We start from the raw sequence: 22,646 nt of genomic DNA, 5'->3' as shown, positions 1-22,646 counted from the left end.
GGCATGGTACATGCTTCTATGTGGCAATAACACAATGAAAAGTCCCAAATGGTCATTCCATTTGGGACTTTTTTATAATTGATGGCGAAATGGGAAGAGAACCGATTTTGCCATTTAATCGGGTTTAATAGTTCAGTTTATATTTTGCGCCGATACTAAACCAACGACCGGGCATTGGAACGGCGGCAGCTTCTATATAGCTCTTGTCAAATATATTCTGAACATCCACAAAGATGTTTAAGTCTTGGAGTTGGTACGATCCTCTTACGTCAGCGATGAAATAAGATTTGTAACTGATACGCTCATTAAAGCGGTTTGCAGAAGTGAACATCCAGTTCTTGTGGTTTATGGTAAAGTTGGCAATAACTTGATGCCTTAAGCTTTCAATAGCATATTTGGATAGTATCCCATCTGCTAGTGTTATGCTTGGGTTGAGATAATTATAACTTAGCGTTGTAAAGTATCGTGTCGTTGCGCTGGGATCATTGATATTATATCGGAATGAAGCATTGAATCCATCAATTTTATTTTTTCCAATATTTATTGGTTTCCACGGAATGACCGTTCCGCTTCCTGTAGTGGCATCCTCTTTTTGCCAGTCGATGAAATCGCTTATCCTTCGATGGAAATAGCCCACTTGCGCAATAACTCGATTGGATAAGTATTTTATACCACTTTCTATCTGATAGGCATTTTCAGAGCTCAGTGTGGGGTTTCCGACGTTGGCTGTCTGATTGGTGTAAAGATCCGTAAAGGAAGGGATGCGTTGGCTAGAACCTGCGTTGACTACAATCTTCCAATGTTCGGTAATATCATAGCCCAAATCTAGACCCGGGAATACCTGCCAGCCAAATTTTGAGTTATAATTGATGTAGGCACCCGAGTTGATCATCAGTTTTTCGATCGCCTCTGTTTTGAATTCCAGGTAGCCGCCGTAATTCTCCCGGTTATGGTCGCCAATACTGGTGCTATTGATACGTTCAAATCGACTTTCCAGTCCTAAGCCAAATGTACCATAACTTTGCTCCAATGTAGCATTGATTTCAGCTCCAAAGACGTTGCTGTAATGTTTGGACCTACCTTTGGTTGTTTCTCTGCCTAAATACCAATATTCATCTTCGTTGTAGCGATTACTGAGGCGTGGACTGATGGAAAATGCCTGTGTTAATTGATGCTTGGACTGCAGGGAAGCGAAAGCTGTCTTAACCTGTTCATACGCTTCCTTGTCATTCGGTGCAGCATAGTAACCATTGGCTCCAAATTGATTGTTGATATAGCCAACATTGGCTTTTATCATATTGGCTGTATTCGGTTGATATGTCCCGTCATAATAGAGTTTATTATTATTAGAGGCTGTATTATAGCGTTGTCCATTCGAATCTTCGTGGCCAAAATATAAACCGTGGCTTGTTTGTTTGGTTAAGAACTGTGAGCCAAGCTGAACACCTTTACCATAATACTTGCCTGCACTTGTCTGCTCATTATCTTTGAATGAAGAACCACTATACAGCTGGGCACTAATTTGATTTGATTCAATTTTCTTTGTTACGATGTTAATGGCACCGGTTAGTGCATTAATACCGAAAATCCGTGAAGCTGGCCCCCGAATGATTTCGATACGCTCGATGGCCTCCAGAGGAACCGGAAGGTTCATGTTGTGATGGGCACTCTGTGGATCGGTGATTTTAACACCATTGAGTAGGATCGCCGTCTGTTCAAAAGACCCACCGTCGATACTTATATCTGCCTGCGAACCGAATGGTCCACGTTGGCGAATATCAACACCTGGGATATTGCTCAGCAATTCGTTTATTGATCGATTTGGTAATCTCTGTATATCTTCCTGCGTCAATATTTGGATATTTTTGCTTTGTTTTGAAAAAGGGATCTGTAAGCGATTTTGATTAATGATGACTTCGCCCAAAGCGGTTGTGTCTTTAATCTGAGCGGTCGCAGTTCCAATACTCAGTACTAATGCAAGGTTTGTTAACGTAATATTTTTATTCAACATGCTTTCCTAGATTTTACGCTGCAAAAGTAGCTTAGCTGACTAAAAAATAAATAGTCCGGCGTGAATAATACTGGTAGTCCGGGTGATATTTTATAGCCTTCTTACATCCATTCCTCTCGACCGATACGTTTTTTTCCCGTTATATCGATGTGATCTTGCTTGTCGGTGCTTTTTATTTTTTCGATGTTAGTCAAGTCGGGTTGGCCGGATTCGAGCCAGGCTGAATACCAATAGGAAGCAACGCGTAAAATGGTTTTTTGCATTCTCCTTTCAACCATACCGTTCATGGCTTCATGATAAGCTCTAGCATAACTGTCGGAATAGGTCCATACCAATTGATTGTTTCGCTCAATAAAAGATTTTTTTTGAGATGCCTTAAATTGACGATTGAGCTGGGCTTCAATGCTCAATACAGAATCCACAAGGCGATTGCTTTCACGGACGATACTCCAGGCCTCCGCTAAGGGATCTTTGATATAGTTGGCTTTTCCAACGCGAAGGTTGTATTTTTCTGAAAACATTTCCGGTAAGCGGCTCTCCCAGAATGCGTGTATACCGAGTTGATTAGTCAGCTGTCCATTATAATTTTTAGTCGTGTGTAATGGAACATGGGCATCAGCAATATAATGGCCGATTTCTGCTGAGTGTTTGATGATCCGCTTATAATCTTTTGCTTGAAAGGCCTTAACAAGCTTTTGGTAGGTAAGATTGATTTGCCAGGGCACAATGCCATTTTTTAACAATTGCTTTTCTTGAAATTTCTCTTTGGCTTGTGACCAATGTATCGGTATGGAGTCAACTGTACTTTCCTTGCGGTAGTCCTCTAAATCTATAAAATGTCTTGGGCCTTCAGCGCTGTCTGTGAAGCAGCGTTTATCTGGATCAACAGCTTTTTCGGTAATAAGGTCAATATTGGATTTATAAAACTTAGCCAACTGAGCGGGGAGAGCAAAGACGGCATAATGATTAATTTTTTTATGAGCAAAAAATCCCCACGATGTTAAAATTAGCATGGCGACTATGCAAAGCATTCTATAAAATAGAGACTTCATGGGGTATCAAACTGGCTATTAATTAATTGTTGATATTAAATATACGTAAAGGAAAATTAAAAATGGATTAACAACTTTTTTTATTGATGTTAATTTATATTTTCTTAACATAACTAAACAATAAAATAATATTGATACTCGTTAAAATTGATTAATTTGCCGACACAAAATACAGTCGTTATGAAGATATTGTATGCCGTACAAGGGACAGGAAATGGACATCTGAGCCGGGCAATGGATATTGTCCCCTGTTTGAGGGAGTTAGGGGAAGTCGATGTTTTGGTTAGTGGAATTCAAGCAGATCTATCATTACCTTTCGAAGTGAAATACCGTTTTCACGGGTTGAGTTTTATCTTTGGAAAATCCGGCGGAGTAGATCTGTGGAAAACATTTATGAGTTCGACGATTCGTAAATTTACGAATGAAATTAAGAGCTTGCCCATAGAAAACTATGATTTGGTGATCAATGATTTTGAACCAATTTCTGCTTGGGCTTGTCATTCAAAAGATTTGGAATGCATTGGGTTGAGCCATCAGATTGCTGCCTTAGATCCATCGAGTCCTAAGCCAGAAGATAGTGATATGTTGGGCAAATTTATTATGAAAAATTATGCCCCGTCTACCCATTCCTATGGTTTCCATTTTAAGCGGTACGCCAAGAATATTTACCAACCGGTTATCCGTAATGCTGTTCGTGAATTGAATGTGACAGATCAGGGACATTATACGGTTTACCTCCCGGCATATGACGATGCGCATCTTTTAAAGCATTTGATGAAGTTTCCAGATGTGAAGTGGGATGTTTTTAGCAAACATAATTCGAAGGCATTTGACATGAAAAATGTAACGATAAGACCGATCAATAACCAATCTTTTATTGATAGTATGGCATCTTCTTCTGGAGTTTTATGTGGGGCAGGTTTTGAAACACCGGCAGAAGCGTTATATTTGAAAAAGAAACTGTTAGTTATCCCGATGAAAAACCAATATGAGCAGCATTTGAATGCAGCGTCATTGGAAGAGATGGGGGTGCCTGTAATTTCGAGCTTAAAACAGAAAAACATGCTGGCGATAGAAGCCTGGCTCAACAGTAAATCTAGGGTTGAAGTTGATTACCCTAATATCACGCAGGAAATTATAAATGAAATCGTGCAGAAGCACCGTTAAACAAACATGAAGTATATTGCATTAGCCCTATTATCCTTGACAACAGTCACAGGATTTGCCCAACAAAAAAAAACGAACACGACGGCGAAGAAGAAGGTCGTCACAACTAAATCAAGTACAACAAATCAACTGAAAACGAAGGCCGATTCTGTGTCTTATGCGTTTGGTGCCGATATCGGAAATTCATTAAAATCTATTGAGATCGATTACTTGAAGTCAGATGTTATTGCAAAAGCAATTTCGGATGTCTTGAAAGGGGAGAAATCGCTATTGGAAGAAGGCCAAGGAAGAGCTGTTATCCAGCAGGCGATCATGGATGTTCGTGCTAAAAAAGAGGCTGCTAGCCGTGCTGAAGAAGATAAATTTTTTGCCGAAAATGCAAAGGTTGTTGGGATGAAATCTACAGCTGAAGGAATTCAATATCTTGTTCTAAATGAGGCGGCAGGTCCAAAACCAAAAAGTGACGATGAGGTAACAGTGCATTATAAAGGTACCTTACTCAATGGAAAGCAATTTGATAGCTCATACGATCGTAAGGAGCCATTGAAACTATCCTTGGGTCAGGTGATCAAGGGTTGGCAGATTGGAATCCCGTTAATGTCGAAAGGTGCAAAGTATAAATTTTTTATACCTAGTAGATTAGCCTATGGCGAACGGGCAACAGGTGAAATTCCTGCAAACAGCACATTGGTATTTGAGGTAGAATTGCTTGATATTGGTGCAGATGGAACAACGTAAATTAGGTAATACAAGCTTAATCGTTTCGGAAATAGGTTTGGGCTGTATGTCTTTAAAAAGCAATCAGTCCAAACAATCCAAAGATATTATCCAAAAAGCTTACGAGAAAGGGATCACTTTCTTCGATACCGCTGATCTCTACGATAAAGGCCTAAACGAGATGATCGTCGGGGAGAGTGTGCAAAGCTTTCGCAAGCATATTGTTTTGGCGTCGAAAGTTGGTAACCTTTGGCGTGCAGATGGATCCGGCTGGGATTGGAAGGCTTCGAAGGACTATATTATCAAGGCTGTAGAAGGTTCGTTGTCACGTTTAAAAACGGATTACATCGACCTCTATCAGTTACATGGTGGTACAATAGAAGATCCGATAGAGGAGATTGTTGAAGCGTTTGAGTTGTTGAAGAAACAAGGGAAAATCCGTGCTTACGGCCTTTCATCAATTCGCCCAAACGTTATCAAGGCATTTTTGTCCAAATCTGATATTGCCTCAGTAATGATGCAATACAGTCTATTGGATAGAAGACCAGAAGAAGAAATCAGTGGCTTGTTGGAAGAGCGGGGTGTAAGTATCGTCGTACGCGGTGTATTAGCCAAAGGTGTTCTCATCAACAAACCTATTGAACCTTTTCTTCAGTATAGTTCAGGAGAGGTGGCCCATATCGTGAGAAACTTGGCAAATCTTTCCAAACGTATCGGAAAAGACAATATGATTGTTGCACTATCTTATGTGCTTTCTAACGCAGCTGTTGGTACAGCACTCGTTGGTGTGAGTACCAAATTGCAATTGGATGAATTGATCAAAGCAAAAGCGCAGATGATCAAATTAAGTGATTCGGATAAGCAGGTACTATTGGAAGGTGTCCGGTCGTTATACTATACCGAACACCGGTAAGCTTTACTATTTATTAAAAAATAGTCTTAATATTTTAGCGAGGTCTTCTTTTGTATCTACGGCGACAGTTTCATGCGTTGTAATTGCCGTTTGAATGGCGTAGCCATTTTCTAACCAGCGTAGCTGTTCCAGAGCCTCTGCTTCTTCTAGCATAGAAATAGGAAGTTGTGTCAGGGCTTTTAATGTATCTACCTGGTAAGCATATATTCCGATATGTTTATAGAATGTTTGCCTTTGTAACCATTGATCTTTTTCCACAGCTCTTAAAAAAGGAATGGTCTGCCTACTAAAGTAGATGGCTTCTCCTTTGCTGTTTCGGACAACTTTAGGGATGTTTACATTGAATAGTTCCTCCTCCGCAGTAATTTCCTTGATTAGGGTCGCTATCTGCGTAGTGGTATCTTCAAAACAATGTGCTAAAAGATCAATTTGTGTGGGGTCTATAAAGGGTTCGTCACCCTGTATATTGATGGCAACATCATAACCTTCTATATTGGTGATGACTTCAGCACAACGATCAGTTCCCGATTGATGGTGCTCTGCGGTCATGACAACTTCGCCACCAAAAGAACGTACAGTTTCGGCGATGCGCTGGTCGTCAGTTGCTACAACAACATCGTTTAATTTTGTTGATTTTTTGACCTGTTCGTAGACCCGCTGAATCATCGTTTTTCCTTCGATGTTGATCAGCGGTTTTCCAGGGAATCTGCTCGATGCATATCGGGCAGGAATAATACCTAAAAATTTCATTTTTTACTATTTATCGTTGGCTGAGGAAATGCGAGTTTATCAAAAAGCCTGTAAAATTAAGTGTCTTACAGGCTTTTTGATATCGCAATTATTCGAATAATCCGTATAATTCGGCTTCGATTTTTTGAATGATATTGCCGAGGTCCTCTGGGTTTGTGGTGAAATCCAGGTTGTCCTTGTCCAGAATCATGACCTTACCTTCTTTGTAATTATTGATCCATTTATCATATTTATCGTTCAGCTTCGACAGATAATCCAAGCGAATTGCGGATTCATAGTCACGCCCCCTTTTTTGGATATTATTCACCAGGGTAGGGACAGAGGCTTTGAGGTAAATCAATAAATCTGGCGGTTTGATATAATGGATAATGCTTTGAAAAATATTACTATAGTTTTCAAAATCACGTGCGCTCATTAAACCCATATCATACAAGTTTTCGGCAAAGATATAAGCATCTTCATAAATGGTACGATCCTGAATCATATCAATGCCAGTTTCCTGCAATTTTACAATATGTCTAAAGCGACTGTTGAGGAAAAAAATCTGAAGATTGAATGCCCAGCGTTTCATGTCCGAATAAAAATCTTCCAGATAAGGATTGTTGTCTACAGCTTCAAACTGAGGTTCAAATTTAAAGTGACTGGCCAACATTTCGGTCAATGTTGTTTTGCCGGCACCTATATTTCCAACGATAGCGATGTGCATATTATTTCTAGCTTAATAAAATCTTTTAATACCAATAATCTCACGAACTTCTTTCAGCGTCTTGTGCGCGGATTCGCTTGCTTTTTCAGCGCCCATTTTTGCAACTTTAGCAATGTATGCATCATCGTTTGATATATCCTCTATACGGGAGCGTACATCGTTGGTTGCAAGGACCATATCTTCTGCCAATTGTTTTTTGAAATCACCATAACGAATTTCGCATTTGTTATAGAGTTCATCAAAATGCTGTAACGTATCTGCAGTAGATACGACCTTCATTAAATCAAAAAGATTTTGGATAGCTTCAGGCTTAGGCTGGTTCATTTCCGTCGGACCAGAATCGGATACAGCGCGCATCACTTTTTTACGAATTACGGTTTCACTGTCCGATAGATAAATACAATCTGCTTCACCATTGGATTTACCCATTTTTCCCTGGCCTGAAAGTCCGGGAACTTTCACCAATTTGTCAGCGTAGGAGAACGCAAACGCTTCTTTAAAATAATCTACGTTGTATAAGCGATTGAAGCGATTGCCAAAAGTCCGCGTCATCTCCAAATGCTGTTCCTGATCTTTTCCTACGGGCACTTTTGTGCCATGGTGAATCAATATATCAGAGGCCATCAAGACCGGATAGGTCAATAAACCTGCGTTAACATTATCTGGACTGCTTCTAACTTTATCTTTAAATGCTGTAGCGCGTTCTAGCTCGCCGAGATAGGCGTTCATATTCATATATAGATAGAGTTCCGCAACTTCTGGAACATCTGATTGAACGTAAATAGTCGATTTTTCGGGGTCTATTCCTGCAGCTAAATATTCAACAATAACTTGACGAACCGTTCCCTGAAGTCCATGAGGAGTGGGGTGGGTCGTTAGTGAATGTAAATCCGCAATGAAAAAAAAGCAATTATATTCGTTTTGCATTTTCACAAAATTGCTTAATGCGCCGTAGTAATTTCCTAAATGTAATTTTCCGGTACTTCTGATACCGCTAACAACTGTTTCCATATTCCTGCGAATTTACGCATAAATTTGACAAAGTCGAATTAAATTCGGTCCGTGACTCCCTTTTTAGGGATTGCGTTATTTTTTTAATTTTTTAGCTTCATTCCAATAAACGTCCATTTCTGCTAAACTCATTTCCTGCAGTTGTTGCTTATTTTCAGCGGCTTTTTGTTCTAAATAGGTAAACCGTTCAATGAATTTTTTGTTGGTGCGTTCAAGTGCATTTTCAGGGTTTATGCCAATATGCCGTGCATAATTTATTAAGGAGAATAAAAGGTCGCCAAATTCGCCTTCTGCTTTTTCCTGATCCATTGGAAGCGCTGTCTCCAGATTAAATTCGGCTTTAAATTCGGCAAGCTCTTCCTCTACTTTTTCCCATACTTGTTTCTTATCTTCCCAGTCAAAGCCGACACCGCGAACTTTATCTTGGATACGATAGGCCTTTACCAAAGCGGGTAGGCCTTTTGGGACACCAGCAAGAACAGATGTATTGCCTTCTTTGAGCTTAATTGTTTCCCAATTGGACTTGACCTTATCTTCTGTATCAGCATTGGCGTCGCCATAGATGTGGGGATGGCGCGTAATCAATTTATCACAGATTGCATTAAGTACGTCGACGATGTTGAAATGTCCTTCTTCTTCGGCAATGCGGGCATAGAATACCAGATGCATCAAGACGTCACCAAGTTCTTTTTTGATTTCTGGATAATCTTTTTCCAAAATGGCGTCGGTTAATTCATACATTTCCTCCATAGTCAAATGTCGAAGGGATTCCATAGTCTGTTTTTTATCCCAGGGACATTCAACCCGTAAGGTATATAAGACATCGAGTAATCGTTGAAAAGCGAGTTGAGCTGTATGCTGATACGCTGGTGCTGCTAGATTTGCCATATTTCATCGTGTTTGGTAGCACAAAAGTAGAAATATGATTTTGAATAAACTATTTCAAATTGCGGAAAACAAAACCCTTTTGTCAATCGTTTTATAATAAAAATTAGAATTTAGATCGGATTTAGAACAATCAACTATGGAAAGAATGCATGGGTACTCCTCTGCAAGTGTTGCTTTGGAAAAGTTAAACGACTTAGGCTATACAATAGACTATAATATTGAATTTGACGATTTGTTGGCTGATGCAGATCAGTACAGAATTGACTATTTATTTCGCTACGAAGGTGCATCAGATCCTGATGATGAATCATCAGTGTATGGTATTAGCAAAAATTCGGGACAGAAAGGTGTTTTTGTTGCGGGCAATTTGTCTTTAATCGAAGGTAAGAAACGGGATATTCTATTGCAATTGGAACTCAAAGAGCGGGAGCGATAGTCTTATGGAAAAAAATGGAATGGAAACAACAGAACGGCTTGAGCAGCTTAAGCTTTGGGCCTTGAAACGTGATGGTAAAGAGGTAGAGACGGAATATCATGATCTAGCTTCGGATCGTTGGTTGCAGGTTTATAGAAATGAAGCATTAAACCTCATGAAAGCGGGGTTCTACAATAAAGGTTCGGCTTTGTTTGAGTCTTATGTTGAGGTTCATTATCCACATGAACTGGAAAAATTGATTGGCAAATTGGAACGTAGTTATGACAGTTTGAAGCGTTTTAGTCCGGGATTGCTTGAAGATGGTTTTTATAATCTCGTTTTAGGCGATATCCCTTTGCTCATGGCTGGTACGATCGTTGTTTTGCTTAGGGCCAAAGAGTCTGATTTTCCATCCATTTACAATAATGATGCGGATGCCGACATGCGAAGCTCTCCAAATTGGCTTATACAGCAGTCAAACAATGATATTTGGGTTGATATGCACCAGACTGCTTTAAATAATATTCACTACCCGGATAAAATTCTTTAGTCTGGCAAAATTTTTGTAGTCGATCGTACCAGAAAGAGGAAACTGAATAGGTTGTTCACTTTTTGGACTTTTTATTGAATTATAAACCCATTCTAAATTTTATTTTATGATGTTGTACATTGGTATTTTTGCCGTTATCGTTGTGGCTTGCGTATTCATTTCTCTTATGATGATGAAAAAGCAAAAGGAGACGGCCAAAAAGTATGAAGGTGAATCCGGGATTGCCTTAGCTCCTGCCGTAAAGGATGAATTGTTGAATGATGAATTTAGTGAATTAAGAAAACAATTGAACGGTGCTCCAATTGATGCCTTTACGCAATGTGCGTATATAGCAACGGTGGGGGACAAAGTTGCTTCAGCTGCAGCTACGGCAGCCAAGACTGTTGCCTGGGCGGCTGTAGGTGTAAAGGCTCGTTATAATGAGCGGGATAACGCTTCTTATCTGGTGCTGAGCAACAACGAATTGCATTACGTATTTTTCGATGATGGGGAGGTGAGAGACCATTTGGTTTTTGATCATGAAACCTTGCTCGATGCGCGAACTGCGCAGATTACTAATTCTGAAAAAGTAACACGCATGGGCTCTGTCATGGGCTTGAAACCTAAGAAAATGCATCTCGACGTCAATGGAAATGGGCTCGATATTATTTATTATGGTACTGTTCAGCGTATGCCACATGGTATTATTTCTCCAGGTTCAGGTATGTTTGAAACACAGGCGAGGCTTCAGTTGATGGGGCGTTTGTTTTTGGACAGATTATATAAAAAATATCCACAGCTGCAGGGTTAACTTTTCAAGTAATGTCATTTTAGTTTCGTTTTAATTGAAGTAAATCGCCCTTTTCGCTTGATTCCACGTTGCTTTTAGTAAATTGTATCTATCATAAAATTTATATCATATGAAAATTTTAGCAGATAAAGTAGCTTTAGTAACAGGTGCGGGTTCGGGGATCGGACTGGCAGTTGCATTGGCTTATGGTAAAGAAGGTGCAAAGGTCGTTGTCTCGGATATCAACGAGCAAGCGGGGAATGAAACCGTAAAACAAATTGAATCTCTAGGAGGCGAAGCTGTGTTTTTCAAAGCAGATAGCTCATCTCCCGCTGACAATGAAGCCTTGGTTGGTTACGCCGTCAAGACATTTGGCCGCCTTGATATTGCATGCAATAATGCTGGTATTGGTGGAGAGGCTGCACTAACGGGAGATTACAGTCTCGATGGATGGAAAAAAGTAATTGATATTAATTTCAATGGCGTATTTTATGGATGTAAATATCAGATAGAGGCCATGGAGCGGAACGGAGGTGGTGTTATTGTCAATATGGCTTCTATTCATGGTACCGTGGCTGCGCCTATGTCAAGTGCTTATACTTCAGCCAAACATGCTGTAGTGGGACTGACAAAGAACATCGGCGCAGAATATGGTCAAAAAAATATTCGTTGTAATGCGGTTGGACCTGGTTATATTGATACACCGTTATTGGCTAAGTTGGATAAAGAGCATATCAATGCGTTAATCAGTAAACACCCTATTGGACGTTTGGGAAAGGCAGAGGAAGTCGCTGAGCTGGTTCTTTTCCTAAGTTCGGATAAATCGTCTTTTATGACCGGAGGGTATTACTTAGTTGATGGTGGTTATACTGCTGTTTAACAGAGGTCGTTTAATAAAAACGGGGATCCAAAGCTGGATCCCCGTTTTTATTATAATTGAGTTGACGATGGTTGGCAGCAGGTCCATATCATCCATTAAAATAATAACGGTGTTTGGGGGTGGAGCCGGTTTATTCCCATCTGTAATGGAAGCTGCAGAAGCGTCAAGGGTAAATAAGAATGGTATAAACGAAAATAGATGCTTTAAATCCATCGCTTGTATTTAATTATTTAACGGTTAAGTGTTCTTGCTTGAGGACCTGCTGAAAAGCGGGTCTTGTTGCATCATCATCGCCTGCTTCGGCTTTTAGTTTAGTCAGCTTTTTCTTCAACCGGGCAATTTCTTTGACATATTTTTTGTCTAGAATGGCGTTGTGTGTTTCTATGGGGTCCTGTTGTAGATCGTAGAATTCCCAGGCTGGTGCTGTTGTTTTGGAATCACTACCTGTCATTTCTAAGGGCTGTCCGTAAAAATAAATCAGTTTGTAACGTTCATCACGGACTCCCAGGTGGGCAGGGCGTATTGGTGCATGTTGCCAGTAACGGTAATATAGGGCAGACCGCCATGCTTTGGATGTATTTCCTTTGAGGTTATTCCGGAAGCTTTCGCCTTGGATGTAAGCGGGTTTTTTGATGCCGGCATAGTCTGCAAATAGCGCAGCGAAATCGATATTTAGAATCATATCGTTTAATCGACTACCCGCTTTGATTTCTTTGGGGTAGCTGATTACAAAAGGCATGCGCAGTGATTCTTCGTACATGAGACGTTTATCCATGAAATTGTGTTCTCCCAAGAAGTAACCTTGATCGGAAGCTAGGATCACAACGGTATTTTCGTCCAAATTTGCGGTTTTAAGGTAATGCATAATTTTTCCCAGATTATCATCAATCCCAGCGACGCAACGCAGATAATCTTTGATGAACTTTTGGTAGATCTTTTTGCGGGCTTCCAAAGGGGCCATTCCTTTTGTTGAAAACGGAAGCTCGGGATAAGATGTCCAAAAGGGGCCAACCGAAGCTTGCTCATAACGGCGGCCAAGCTCTTCCAAGGGTTGGCCTTCAAAAGAGCGTCCAGTCGTGATTGCTCCTGAGTCCAAAAATGTAGGAGGATAAGGAAACTCCACATCTTTGTAGTAATCTTTGAATCGCTCAGCAAAATCAAAGGGTTCATGAGTCGCCTTGTAATGACACATTAAAAAGAAGGGTTTGTCTGGGTCGCGTGATTTTAACCAGTCCAGACTCATCGTTGTGGTGATATCATCTACATAGCCTTCGTAAGGTGTGCCAGCCTCTTCCTTATCATTCCAATTGTCTTTAGAGAGGTAAGTCGGGTTATGATAAACACCGTGTCCAGGTAGAACTTTAAAATCGTCAAATCCACTTGGCCTCTTTTTTAGGTGCCATTTTCCAAAAACAGCAGTTTGGTAGCCTGCATGGTGCAGATCCTTAGCGATGTTTTCCTTATCGGGATCCAAAGCATCTTCAAGTGTGTAAACTTGGTTTTTATTACTGTACTGTCCTTTCAGTATGGTTGCGCGGCTAGGGGTGCAAATGGAATTTGTACAGAAGGTATTATTGAGCACCGCCCCTTGACTGGCTAATTTTTCAATATTCGGATTTTTGACAAAATCTTTTAAAATACCACCGTATACGCCCCATGCCTGGGCCGTGAAATCGTCCGTCAGGATAAAGACGATATTGGGGCGTTGTGTTGCGTTGTTCTTTTTCTGTGCTTGTGAAAAAATGGGCAAGAGGCCGCAGAGGAGCAATACTAATTTTTTATTCATGTGAATTCAGCGATATATGAGTCGACGAATTGAGATACCGGATTACGATAATTGCTATAATCGTTCGTCTTGGTCTAGTTCTGTCTATTTGATTGTAGACAAATCTACTCTTTATAGACTACTATATCGAGAATAAACTGTAATAAATATGTTAGTCATCGACACCTTTTCCATCGAGAATATGTTGGTAGTATTTTTCGATTCTTGCCTCGCGAGTTTTCACTTGTTTTGCCTGGTTAAAGTAGAATAGATACCCTTTTTGCCGACCAGGCGTAAGTGATTGAAAGGCTTTTTGGAGCAAAGGGTCTTCCAGTAAGGCGCGCTTAAATTCTTCTGGTACAGGGTAATCAGTAGCTTTTCGCATGTCCACTTTCTTACCTGATTTTTCAATTTCGATGGCTTCCTGAATATATGCCGATATCACCTCTTGTAATGATTCAATCTGTTCAACAGTGGTGAATCTAAGCTGTCTGGCCGATTGAACATTTTCGGTTTGCTGGATCAATATATTTTTGGGATCTTTTAATAATACACCTTTGTGGAATAGCAGCGCGCAATATTCTTTAAACCCGTGTATCAATACGACATTTTTACCTTCAAATGTATAACAAGGATGCATCCATTTATAATCCTCTTGCAGTGTTTTATTGCCACGGACAATTTCTCTCAACAGATTGAATTCTTCATTCCATCTTGTCGCATTTTCAAAAAAATGTTCAATTTTTGGATTCATCATGTAGTGCTTTAGGTAAGTTTGGAAAGAATTTCTTGTAATTTGTTGTGCGCCATATTGATTCCTTGCGCAAAAGGCATGTGTAGCAGCTGGTTTCTAAACGCGACCGACTGAAATATAATATGGATGTGAAGCCTGCTACGTTCTGCACTTATTTTTTCAAATGTTAAATATTCCAATTGTACGGGAAATGTACTGTTTTCCATTTCAAACGTCCGTGTGATACGTTGATTGGGCAGGAATTCGTGTATCGTTCCATTTGCTTTGAACATGACCTGGCCATTATGGGAAGTTTCAAACGCATAGGAGCCATGCGTTTTATTTTCTAATTTCAGGACTTTGGTTCCCATCCACTGTTCAAAAATTTCGGGATCCTCGTATGCTTTGAAGAGCAGTTCAACAGGTAAATCGAACTCTCTTGTAATGACAATCTCCTGTTTATTATCCTCAGCCTGGACGTTGGTTTTTACCTCCATATTATTTGTTCTTGTAGTTTTGCATAATAGCTTCCAATCTATTGAATCTGTCATCCCACATTTGACGAAAAGGTTCGATGAAATCTGCAATTTCTTTCATCTTCGTTGGGTTGAGTTGATAGTATATCTCACGTCCATTTTGTTGAGACTTTAATAACTCACATGTCGTCAATATTTGTAAATGTTTTGAAACTGTCGGTCTTGCTGTATTGAAGTTGGCTGCAATTGCACCTGCAGTCATGGCTTGTGAGGCCAAAAGAAGTAAGATCGCTCTTCTTGTTGGATCTGCTATAGCTTGGAAAACATCTCGTCTTAAGTTCATTTTGAAGTCATTTGACTACGAATATACGTGTAGTTATTTAGCTACGCAAATATTTTTTACATTTCTGTGGAGAAAATCGGTGGGCAGAAATGGAGATGACGAATAAAAATTCTTTCCTGGCGGATTTAAAATGAAAACGATCGAGAATTAAACCGACGGATCAATGTTTGGCGAATAATGCTAAATTAGGGTAATTAATTATAACAAGATGAAAACACAGTTATCGTACTTAAAAAAATTGAGCGTATTGGGGACGAAAACTTTAGTCAAATATTATTTGCTGGCTATTGTTTCGACTTTACTTTATTTGGTGGTTGGTAGTTTACAATTTAATGCTAGTCATGAAGCTTTCTTTTCGACAGTCAGTCCCGTACAAGCCGCGGCTAAATTCCTTTGGCTGATTGGATTGATCCTGCTACCAGTATTACTTTTTATTTTCAGCAACAAATATGTGTTTTCGAAGATTGCAAGTCTTGTCGTGGAGGAAAGGCAGGATGATCTCATTCTTCCAGCATTTGACAAAGTACTTTTAATTTTTCAATCAAATCAGCCCGATGTAGTACAAAATGTCGCTGATTATTCGTTTGCGAAACTTAAACTGATTAATGACGTAAAAAATACCAAAATTGAGAGCCCTTGGGTGCGACGCATTGTCATTTTTGGTCTGAACAAAGTGAAGTTTGATTCCTTGGATTTGGACAATAACACCAGCTTCTATACTATTATAAGGTCAAAGTTTATTGGTGTACTCGAAATATTGACCACAGCAAGTAGTAAGCCATTTTGGACATGTATTCTTGTCCAATGGCTTATCCTACTTTTTGTTTGGCTGACCAACTAAATGCGTTGATCACTGCAAGCAAGCATCCGGCTGCTGCAGGTATTTGTCTATTGGTTAAGTTTTCTTTAAGTCTTTGTGCTGAAATGTCAGATTATCACGACGGTATAGATTTTATTTTGTATTTTAACTTTAAGAATAAAACCATGGAGTTATAAATGAATGTTATGATGAAAAAGATTTTTTTTACAGTTGTTGGGTTTTTGGTTGCATCGTTTGTTTTCGCCCAAATGCCACAGGTAAAGGTTGAAGAGGGGGTGCTAGAAGGGATTATCTTGTCAAGCGGGGTCGAGTCCTTCCGAGGGATCCCCTTTGCAAAACCCCCATTAGGCGATCTAAGATGGAAAGAACCGCAAGCTGCTGAACACTGGTCTGGTATCCGTAAAGCAGATCATTTTGGTTATTCTCCGATGCAGAAACCGATCTATGGGGATATGCGATTTCGGTCGCCGGGGATCAGTGAGGACTGTCTATACCTGAATGTATGGCGTCCAAAGAGTCTTCATTCAGGCAAACTTCCTGTTTTAGTTTATTTTTACGGCGGGGGTTTCAATGCTGGTGATGGATCTGAAAATCGTTATGATGGTGAAAGTTTTGCTAAAGAAGGTCTTATTGTCGTTACTGTCAACTATCGTCTTGGTATCTTTGGTTTCTTCGCGCATCCAGCATTAACGGAGGAATCACCGAAACATGCTTCAGGAAATTATGGACTGCTGGATCAGCATGCAGCTTTGGTTTGGGTCAAAAAAAATATAGCTGCATTCGGCGGTGATCCCGATGCGGTCACCATCGGTGGCGAGTCGGCAGGAAGTATGTCTGTTTCCGCTCAAATGACTAGTCCGCTATCCAAGGGGTTGTTTACGCGTGCTATCGGTCAGAGCGGAAGTGTCTTTAACTTACGGTATGGTACAGCCTCTATTACTGAGCAGGAACAACAGGGTGTTGCATTTGCATCGCGGGTAAATGCAACAGGTCTTGATCAACTGCGTGAAATTCCTGCGGCCGAACTTCTAGATAAAGCCAGCGAGCCAGGAGCCTTCACTACCCGTTTGATTGTTGATGGCTATTTTTTGCCGCGATCTCCATTGGCTATTTTTGAAGCCGGGGAGCAATCTAAGGTTCCCTTGCTTGCCGGTTGGACTTCCACGGAAGTTCCCTATATGGCTTACATGGGTAAATCTTACCCATCTCCGGAGAATTATGAGAAGTTGGTAAGAGTACAGTTTGGTGTTAAAGCTGAAGAAGTGCTCAAGGAGTATCCAGGGAAGACCGAGGCAGAAGTCATTGAATCGGCAACTGCATTAGCTAGCGATAATTTTATTGCGTATAGTACTTGGAAATGGCTTGACCTGCAACGAAAGAATAGCGGTAACCCAGTCTTCGTTTATATATTCGGTAAACCGCGGCCACCCATGCAACCGGCATATCGTGATGCACAAACCGGGCTTGCCGGAGGAATTAGCAAGAAATCTACACAAGAAGACAAGGAAAAAAGCCCACAGCCCCTACCGGGAGCTTTCCATGCCAGTGATATCGAATATTTATTGGGAAATCTGCAGAGTAATGATGTTTTTGCCTGGACAGAAGATGATTACAAGGTTTCGAAACTTGGTCAGCAGTACTTTGTTAATTTTATCAAGACGGGTGATCCAAATGGAAAAGGACTTCCAGCCTGGCCGAAAACAACAGCAAAAGATCAGCGAATGAATATCTTGAATTTGAATACCGAGGTGAAAGCTTCTGCTGAAGAATTTCGGAACAGGTATCTTTTTCTGGATAAAATGTTTGTCGACCGTGAATATAAATCCAGATAGTTGCCTTCTTTATTTACGGTCAAATAAAAACCATTTATCGCTAAGGGCTGTTATCAGAGAGACTTTTTATAAAAGCGGATGGATGATATTGTCCTGTGCAGGAAAATCCTAGGTCGCGAACAGATTTATTAAGAATCGTCTGTTGAATAGCGGGGGCAACCAATGTAGGGGACCGAAGCATGATTTGTAACGTTGATTTTTTGTAGATGAAACTCATATAGAACAAACTTGGATATATGGTAATACACCCTGATGTGATTATTATAGGTGGCGGCTTGGCTGGACTTACAAGTGCATTGCATCTGTCTAAACAAGGATTCAACGTGACGTTAATCGAAAAACATGATTTTCCTCGTCATAAGGTTTGTGGCGAATATGTTTCGAACGAAGTCTTGCCCTATCTGCATTGGCTACAAGTGGATGTCGAATCGCTCTGTCCAACACATATTCGGGAGCTTGAGTTCTCGACAGAAGGTGGGCAGATGAATAGGGTCAGGTTACCCTTGGGTGGAATTGGCATCAGTCGTTACGCGTTGGATGATCTGTTATATCAGCGAGCAAAAGGGGCGGGTTGTACAATTGTTATTGCGACCGTCACAGGCGTATCCTTTAGCAATGATACATTTGCTGTTTCATTTCAAGATCAGGTATTAAGATCAAAAATTGTACTGGGCGCATATGGAAAACGCAGCAATGTGGATCAGCTCTTATCCCGCGATTTTATAACAAAAACCTCTCCGTGGATGGCTGTTAAAGCACACTATTCGGGCGATTTTCCGAATGACCTTATTGCCTTGCATCATTTTGAAGGCGGTTATTGTGGTATTTCTAAGGTCGAAGATGACCAGATAAATTTATGTTATCTGGCCGATGTAAAAACGTTCAAGAGGTATAAAAATATAGGTGATTATCAAAAGTATGTGTTGTCTAAAAATAGGCATCTTCAGTGTTTTTTTGAAAAGAGTAGACTACTTTTTGACAAGCCGCTTGCAATAAGTCAATTTTCATTTGATCAGAAATCAGCGGTAGAAAACCATATGCTTATGATTGGTGATACGGCCGGTCTTATTCATCCATTCTGTGGAAATGGGATGGCGATGGCGATACATAGTGCAAAAATGGCTTCCGAGCTTATTGTGGACTATTACCATGGTCATATCGATTCGCGCCAGCAATTGGAACAGTCCTATATGAATCAATGGAATCGAACCTTTAAAAGACGGCTCTTATTCGGACGACTTCTGTCGGGTGTACTGCGTTATAAAATAGGTACCGCGGTTCTAATGAAGGCTACGATATTTTTTCCAAAAATCTTAAGTTGGATTATAAAACAAACTCATGGAAATGCAAGCTCAATAAAATGAGGATAGACACAAGATATAGAACATCGCAGAATGAGATCATGGACGATTTTCGGCTGGAGGGCGACGAACTTCGCGTCACGCTGGATCGAATTGCAAAGATTAATCGTTATCTAGGCGGAAATAGCATTACGTTGAATGGTGTGAAAACATTGCTTTCAACCGGCTACAAGAATGAAACAATAACCATTGTGGATATCGGTTGTGGTAATGGGGACATGCTTCGCATGTTAAGCGATTATGGCAATAGACATCATATTAAGCTTTCATTGCTCGGGATTGATGCTAATCCGTATACAATAAATTGTGCAAGGGATCTGTCGAAAGATTATACCAATATATCCTATTTGTGTGCAGATATCTTTGAAGCGAATTTTGAAGATGTCAAGTATGACATTGTTCTGTGTACGCTTACTTTACATCATTTCGACGATGAAGCGATTTTTCGTCTGCTAGATAGCCTGGTCAACGTATCAAAATTGGGGGTCGTCATAAACGATTTACAAAGGAGTAAAATGGCTTACCGGCTTTTTCAAACTATTGCTGTTGTTTTTAGGTTAAATAGAATGACAAAAGTGGATGGACTTGTTTCCATACTGCGCGGGTTTAAAAAGATTGAGCTTGTACAATTCGCAAAGGGATTACGGTTAGAACATTACACCATCCAATGGAAATGGGCCTTTCGTTACCAGTGGATAATTTTCAATATATGAATGTTAAAATAATAAATGTTGCCAAGCAACTCCCTAAATACTCTTGTACTACCGTTGATATTCTTCCGCTATTGGATATTTGGCTTCATGGACAGGAACCTCGTTTTATTAAGAAAATCAAGAAACTTTTCGAAGGTGCCGCCGTGGACAGGCGCTATGCGATTATGGATCCGATCGAAGTCTTCACGGCGACATCTTTTGAAGAAAAAAACAATGTGTATTGCCGGGAGGCGATAGCCCTAGGGGAGCAAGCACTTCGTCAGGCCCTTGAACAAACGGGCTGGGATCCCCAGTCTCTGGATTATATCATTACAGTCAGTTGCACTGGAATTATGATCCCCTCTCTAGACGCGTATCTTATTAATAGGATGAAACTCCGACAGGATATTGTGCGGTTACCAGTTACCGAAATGGGTTGCGTTGCCGGTGTTTCAGGTATTATTTATGCTAAAAATTTTCTTCAGGCAAACCCAGGTAAACGTGCTGCGGTTATTGCCGTCGAAGCGCCAACAGCGACTTTTCAGCTGGAAAATTTCTCGATGTCGAATATGGTCAGTGCCGCCATTTTCGGCGATGGTGCAGCTTGCTGTCTGCTTTCATCCTGTGAGGAAGATTGCGGACCTGTAATTCTTGATCAGGAGATGTATCATTTTTATGATGCGGAGGACATTATGGGGTTTAAATTGACCAACACTGGTATGCAGATGATACTGGATGTGGATGTGCCCAATGTGATTGCGTCCCATTTTGATGCAGTTATACATCCATTCCTGAAAAAGAACCAGCTGGAAATTAAAGATATTAATTACATGATTTTTCATCCGGGCGGGAAAAAGATCGTAGCCACAATCGAGGAGATTTTTGCTGAATTTGATAAAGATATTGAAGATACTAAGGCTATACTAGCGGACTATGGTAATATGTCGAGCGCCACGGTACTCTACGTCCTTGAACGTATTATGAAACGTAAGCCTCAAGCCGGTGAATTGGGGTTGATGCTGAGTTTCGGTCCGGGATTTTCAGCACAGCGGGTTTTATTACAGTGGTAACTTACTCATTTTGAACCATGGAATTGAATGCTATACTAGCGAAATTGCCCTACAGGGCCCCATTTTTATTTGTCGATGAGTTGATTCATGTCGATGACGAAGGTGTTGCAGGTACCTATACTTTTGATGAAGATCTGGACTTTTATCGCGGCCATTTTTATGATAGAGCGATTACCCCGGGAGTTATTCTGATCGAAACGATGGCTCAAATAGGTCTGGCCTGTTTGGGAATCTTTCTGCTCAATAAAGACTTAATGCAAGGCTCGTCTATTGCGTTGACTTCTACTGAAATACAGTTTTTAAAACCAGTATATCCAAAGGAGAAAGTCACCGTGTTTTCAAAAAAAATATATTTTAGGTTTGGCAAACTAAAGTGTGCCGTTACGATGAAGAATGAAGCCGGACAGGAAGTTTGTAAAGGGATATTGGCAGGCATGATGACGGAGGAGTTATGAAGAGAGTTGTGATTACTGGACTAGGAGTCGTTGCGCCCAATGGAGTGGGGGTGCCTGCCTTTACTCAGGCCATCAAAGATGGCGTTTCGGGTATTAGACATGATGAACAGCTGGAAAAACTACAGTTTTCCTGCCAGATTGCTGGAATGCCGCAAATATCAGATGATCTTAAAAGGCAATATTTCACTGAACTTGAGCTTAGAGGTTTTAATAGTACAGGCATCTTGTACGGAGTCATTGCTGGAATGGAGGCCTGGACAAATGCAGGTCTTCCTATTGCCGTAAATTCGGCCCCCGATTGGGATAGCGGAACAGTCTTTGGTTCAGGTACATCAGGTATTGATAAGTTTCGCGAGAGTATTTATAAAATTGATGAGCTACAAACCCGCAGACTAGGTAGTACAGTTGTGGCGCAAACAATGAACAGTGGTGTCAGTGCATATTTAGGCGGGAAACTAGGCCTCGGAAATCAGGTGACCACCAATTCCTCGGCCTGTGCTACTGGGACTGAAGCAATTCTAATGGCATATGACCGGATTCGGTCCGGAAGAGCAAAACGCATGCTGGCAGGCAGTACTGGAGATAATGGGCCTTATATTTGGGGCGGTTTTGATGCACTACGTGTCTGTAGTTCGCAATATAATGACCGCCCTGCGGAAGGGTCGCGCCCAATGAGTGCAACAGCCGCAGGGTTCGTCCCGGGTAGTGGGGCTGGAGCCCTATTACTGGAAGATTTGGAAAGTGCCTTAGCACGCAATGCCGTTATATATGGCGAGTTATTGGGCGGCCAAGTAAACTCTGGAGGACAACGGGGAACAGGCAGTATGACAGCTCCAAACGCTGATGCTGTACGCCGTTGCATTCAAGAGGCCCTAAACAATTCGGGCGTCTCCAAATGGGATGTCGATGCTATAAACGGTCATCTAACGGCAACAGCCAAAGATGCTTTTGAAATAGAAAACTGGACCGAGGCACTTGGGCGTAAAGGGAAAGATTTTCCATGGATAAATTCGCTAAAAGGAATGACTGGGCATTGTCTCAGCGCGGCAGGTAGCATAGAATGCGTGGCCACAGTTTTGCAGTTATTTCATGGATTTTTATTCGGAAACAGTAATTGTACTGATTTACATCCCGAGATCGCAGCACTGATAGATCCATCAAGAGTATCAATACATCAAATTGATGTCAAACCCCAAATTATAGCCAAGGCAAGTTTCGGGTTTGGAGATGTAAATGCCTGTTTAATATTTAAAAAATTTGATAACTAAAT

The 22,646-nt window shown here is 40.7% G+C and carries 25 protein-coding genes; 14 read left to right on the top strand and 11 right to left on the bottom strand.

What is annotated here, in order from left to right:
* Positions 1-124: 124 nt before the first annotated feature.
* A complete protein-coding gene (locus AACH28_RS06165) occupies positions 125-2,011 on the bottom strand; it encodes a TonB-dependent receptor domain-containing protein (RefSeq protein ID WP_341832538.1) in 1,887 nt (628 codons plus the stop codon).
* 101 nt (positions 2,012-2,112) lie between these two features.
* Positions 2,113-3,024 (bottom strand): zinc dependent phospholipase C family protein, encoded by a 912-nt coding sequence (locus AACH28_RS06160; protein ID WP_286768066.1) that lies wholly within the window; start codon positions 3,022-3,024, stop codon positions 2,113-2,115.
* A 219-nt stretch (positions 3,025-3,243) separates the two neighbouring features.
* Between AACH28_RS06160 and AACH28_RS06155 the strand changes: the two genes are divergently transcribed.
* Genes AACH28_RS06155 through AACH28_RS06145 form a run of 3 tightly spaced genes read left to right on the top strand, consistent with a single transcriptional unit; the run spans position 3,244 to position 5,860 of the window.
* On the top strand, positions 3,244-4,230 hold the full coding sequence (locus AACH28_RS06155) for a glycosyltransferase family protein (protein ID WP_120334628.1): 987 nt from the start codon (positions 3,244-3,246) through the stop codon (positions 4,228-4,230).
* Positions 4,231-4,236: 6 nt separating this feature from the next.
* Positions 4,237-4,968 carry an FKBP-type peptidyl-prolyl cis-trans isomerase gene (locus tag AACH28_RS06150; RefSeq protein WP_341832537.1) on the top strand — a complete coding sequence of 244 codons (732 nt, stop codon included), beginning with the start codon at positions 4,237-4,239 and terminating at the stop codon, positions 4,966-4,968.
* On the top strand, positions 4,955-5,860 hold the full coding sequence (locus AACH28_RS06145) for an aldo/keto reductase (RefSeq protein WP_145327420.1): 906 nt from the start codon (positions 4,955-4,957) through the stop codon (positions 5,858-5,860). Before AACH28_RS06150 ends, AACH28_RS06145 begins: the two co-directional genes overlap by 14 nt.
* A gap of 6 nt (positions 5,861-5,866) precedes the next feature.
* On the opposite strand, the gene kdsB is transcribed toward AACH28_RS06145, so the two are convergent.
* From kdsB to mazG, 4 genes are all read right to left on the bottom strand, one after another.
* On the bottom strand, positions 5,867-6,610 hold the full coding sequence (gene kdsB / locus AACH28_RS06140; protein WP_341832536.1) for a 3-deoxy-manno-octulosonate cytidylyltransferase: 744 nt from the start codon (positions 6,608-6,610) through the stop codon (positions 5,867-5,869).
* Between the two features lie 88 nt (positions 6,611-6,698).
* Entirely contained in the window at positions 6,699-7,316 is a 618-nt protein-coding gene (locus AACH28_RS06135; RefSeq protein WP_145327418.1) for a deoxynucleoside kinase, read from the bottom strand.
* A 12-nt stretch (positions 7,317-7,328) separates the two neighbouring features.
* Positions 7,329-8,327, bottom strand: coding sequence for a tryptophan--tRNA ligase (trpS, locus tag AACH28_RS06130; RefSeq protein WP_145327417.1), 999 nt, complete (start codon positions 8,325-8,327; stop codon positions 7,329-7,331).
* A 75-nt stretch (positions 8,328-8,402) separates the two neighbouring features.
* The gene (gene mazG, locus AACH28_RS06125; protein WP_341832535.1) at positions 8,403-9,215 is read right to left on the bottom strand and encodes a nucleoside triphosphate pyrophosphohydrolase; all 813 of its coding nucleotides are present in this window, start codon (positions 9,213-9,215) and stop codon (positions 8,403-8,405) included.
* Positions 9,216-9,351: 136 nt separating this feature from the next.
* Here mazG and AACH28_RS06120 point away from each other — a divergent pair, with 136 nt between their 5' ends.
* From AACH28_RS06120 to AACH28_RS06105, 4 genes are all read left to right on the top strand, one after another.
* Entirely contained in the window at positions 9,352-9,651 is a 300-nt protein-coding gene (locus tag AACH28_RS06120) for a hypothetical protein (protein ID WP_201664696.1), read from the top strand.
* Between the two features lie 19 nt (positions 9,652-9,670).
* Complete coding sequence (locus tag AACH28_RS06115; protein ID WP_341832534.1) at positions 9,671-10,180, top strand: hypothetical protein; 510 nt, start codon at positions 9,671-9,673, stop codon at positions 10,178-10,180.
* Positions 10,181-10,286: 106 nt separating this feature from the next.
* On the top strand, positions 10,287-10,970 hold the full coding sequence (locus tag AACH28_RS06110; protein WP_341832533.1) for a hypothetical protein: 684 nt from the start codon (positions 10,287-10,289) through the stop codon (positions 10,968-10,970).
* Positions 10,971-11,079: 109 nt separating this feature from the next.
* On the top strand, positions 11,080-11,829 hold the full coding sequence (locus tag AACH28_RS06105; RefSeq protein WP_075992070.1) for an SDR family NAD(P)-dependent oxidoreductase: 750 nt from the start codon (positions 11,080-11,082) through the stop codon (positions 11,827-11,829).
* On the opposite strand, the gene AACH28_RS06100 is transcribed toward AACH28_RS06105, so the two are convergent.
* From AACH28_RS06100 to AACH28_RS06080, 5 genes are all read right to left on the bottom strand, one after another.
* A complete protein-coding gene (locus AACH28_RS06100) occupies positions 11,800-12,042 on the bottom strand; it encodes a hypothetical protein (RefSeq protein WP_341832532.1) in 243 nt (80 codons plus the stop codon). The two genes, AACH28_RS06105 and AACH28_RS06100, sit on opposite strands and share 30 nt — an antisense overlap.
* A 13-nt stretch (positions 12,043-12,055) precedes the next feature.
* Positions 12,056-13,615, bottom strand: a complete 1,560-nt coding sequence (locus AACH28_RS06095; RefSeq protein ID WP_341832531.1) for a sulfatase — start codon at positions 13,613-13,615, stop codon at positions 12,056-12,058.
* 151 nt (positions 13,616-13,766) lie between these two features.
* Positions 13,767-14,351: a DUF1801 domain-containing protein gene (locus tag AACH28_RS06090; RefSeq protein ID WP_341832530.1), complete on the bottom strand. Its 585-nt coding sequence runs from the start codon at positions 14,349-14,351 to the stop codon at positions 13,767-13,769.
* Positions 14,352-14,359: 8 nt separating this feature from the next.
* The gene (locus tag AACH28_RS06085; RefSeq protein WP_341832529.1) at positions 14,360-14,824 is read right to left on the bottom strand and encodes an SRPBCC domain-containing protein; all 465 of its coding nucleotides are present in this window, start codon (positions 14,822-14,824) and stop codon (positions 14,360-14,362) included.
* A gap of 1 nt (position 14,825) precedes the next feature.
* Positions 14,826-15,146 carry a helix-turn-helix transcriptional regulator gene (locus AACH28_RS06080; protein WP_112374516.1) on the bottom strand — a complete coding sequence of 107 codons (321 nt, stop codon included), beginning with the start codon at positions 15,144-15,146 and terminating at the stop codon, positions 14,826-14,828.
* A 208-nt stretch (positions 15,147-15,354) separates the two neighbouring features.
* On the opposite strand from AACH28_RS06080, the gene AACH28_RS06075 reads away from it, so the two are divergent.
* From AACH28_RS06075 to AACH28_RS06045, 7 genes are all read left to right on the top strand, one after another.
* Positions 15,355-15,987, top strand: a complete 633-nt coding sequence (locus AACH28_RS06075; protein ID WP_341832528.1) for a hypothetical protein — start codon at positions 15,355-15,357, stop codon at positions 15,985-15,987.
* A gap of 164 nt (positions 15,988-16,151) precedes the next feature.
* Complete coding sequence (locus AACH28_RS06070; protein WP_341832527.1) at positions 16,152-17,798, top strand: carboxylesterase family protein; 1,647 nt, start codon at positions 16,152-16,154, stop codon at positions 17,796-17,798.
* Between the two features lie 236 nt (positions 17,799-18,034).
* Positions 18,035-19,162, top strand: coding sequence for an NAD(P)/FAD-dependent oxidoreductase (locus AACH28_RS06065; RefSeq protein ID WP_341832526.1), 1,128 nt, complete (start codon positions 18,035-18,037; stop codon positions 19,160-19,162).
* On the top strand, positions 19,159-19,872 hold the full coding sequence (locus AACH28_RS06060) for a methyltransferase domain-containing protein (protein WP_341832525.1): 714 nt from the start codon (positions 19,159-19,161) through the stop codon (positions 19,870-19,872). Before AACH28_RS06065 ends, AACH28_RS06060 begins: the two co-directional genes overlap by 4 nt.
* Positions 19,833-20,921: a 3-oxoacyl-[acyl-carrier-protein] synthase III C-terminal domain-containing protein gene (locus AACH28_RS06055; RefSeq protein ID WP_341832524.1), complete on the top strand. Its 1,089-nt coding sequence runs from the start codon at positions 19,833-19,835 to the stop codon at positions 20,919-20,921. Before AACH28_RS06060 ends, AACH28_RS06055 begins: the two co-directional genes overlap by 40 nt.
* 17 nt (positions 20,922-20,938) lie before the next feature.
* A complete protein-coding gene (locus AACH28_RS06050; protein WP_070568678.1) occupies positions 20,939-21,376 on the top strand; it encodes a 3-hydroxyacyl-ACP dehydratase FabZ family protein in 438 nt (145 codons plus the stop codon).
* Complete coding sequence (locus tag AACH28_RS06045; RefSeq protein ID WP_341832523.1) at positions 21,373-22,644, top strand: beta-ketoacyl-[acyl-carrier-protein] synthase family protein; 1,272 nt, start codon at positions 21,373-21,375, stop codon at positions 22,642-22,644. Before AACH28_RS06050 ends, AACH28_RS06045 begins: the two co-directional genes overlap by 4 nt.
* Positions 22,645-22,646 lie beyond the last annotated feature (2 nt).

Origin of the sequence: Sphingobacterium thalpophilum, from assembly GCF_038396785.1 — a bacterium.
Classification (GTDB): domain Bacteria; phylum Bacteroidota; class Bacteroidia; order Sphingobacteriales; family Sphingobacteriaceae; genus Sphingobacterium; species Sphingobacterium thalpophilum_A.
The sequence above is the reverse complement of the archived record's forward strand: the minus strand, read 5'-3'. Positions and strand labels throughout refer to the sequence as shown.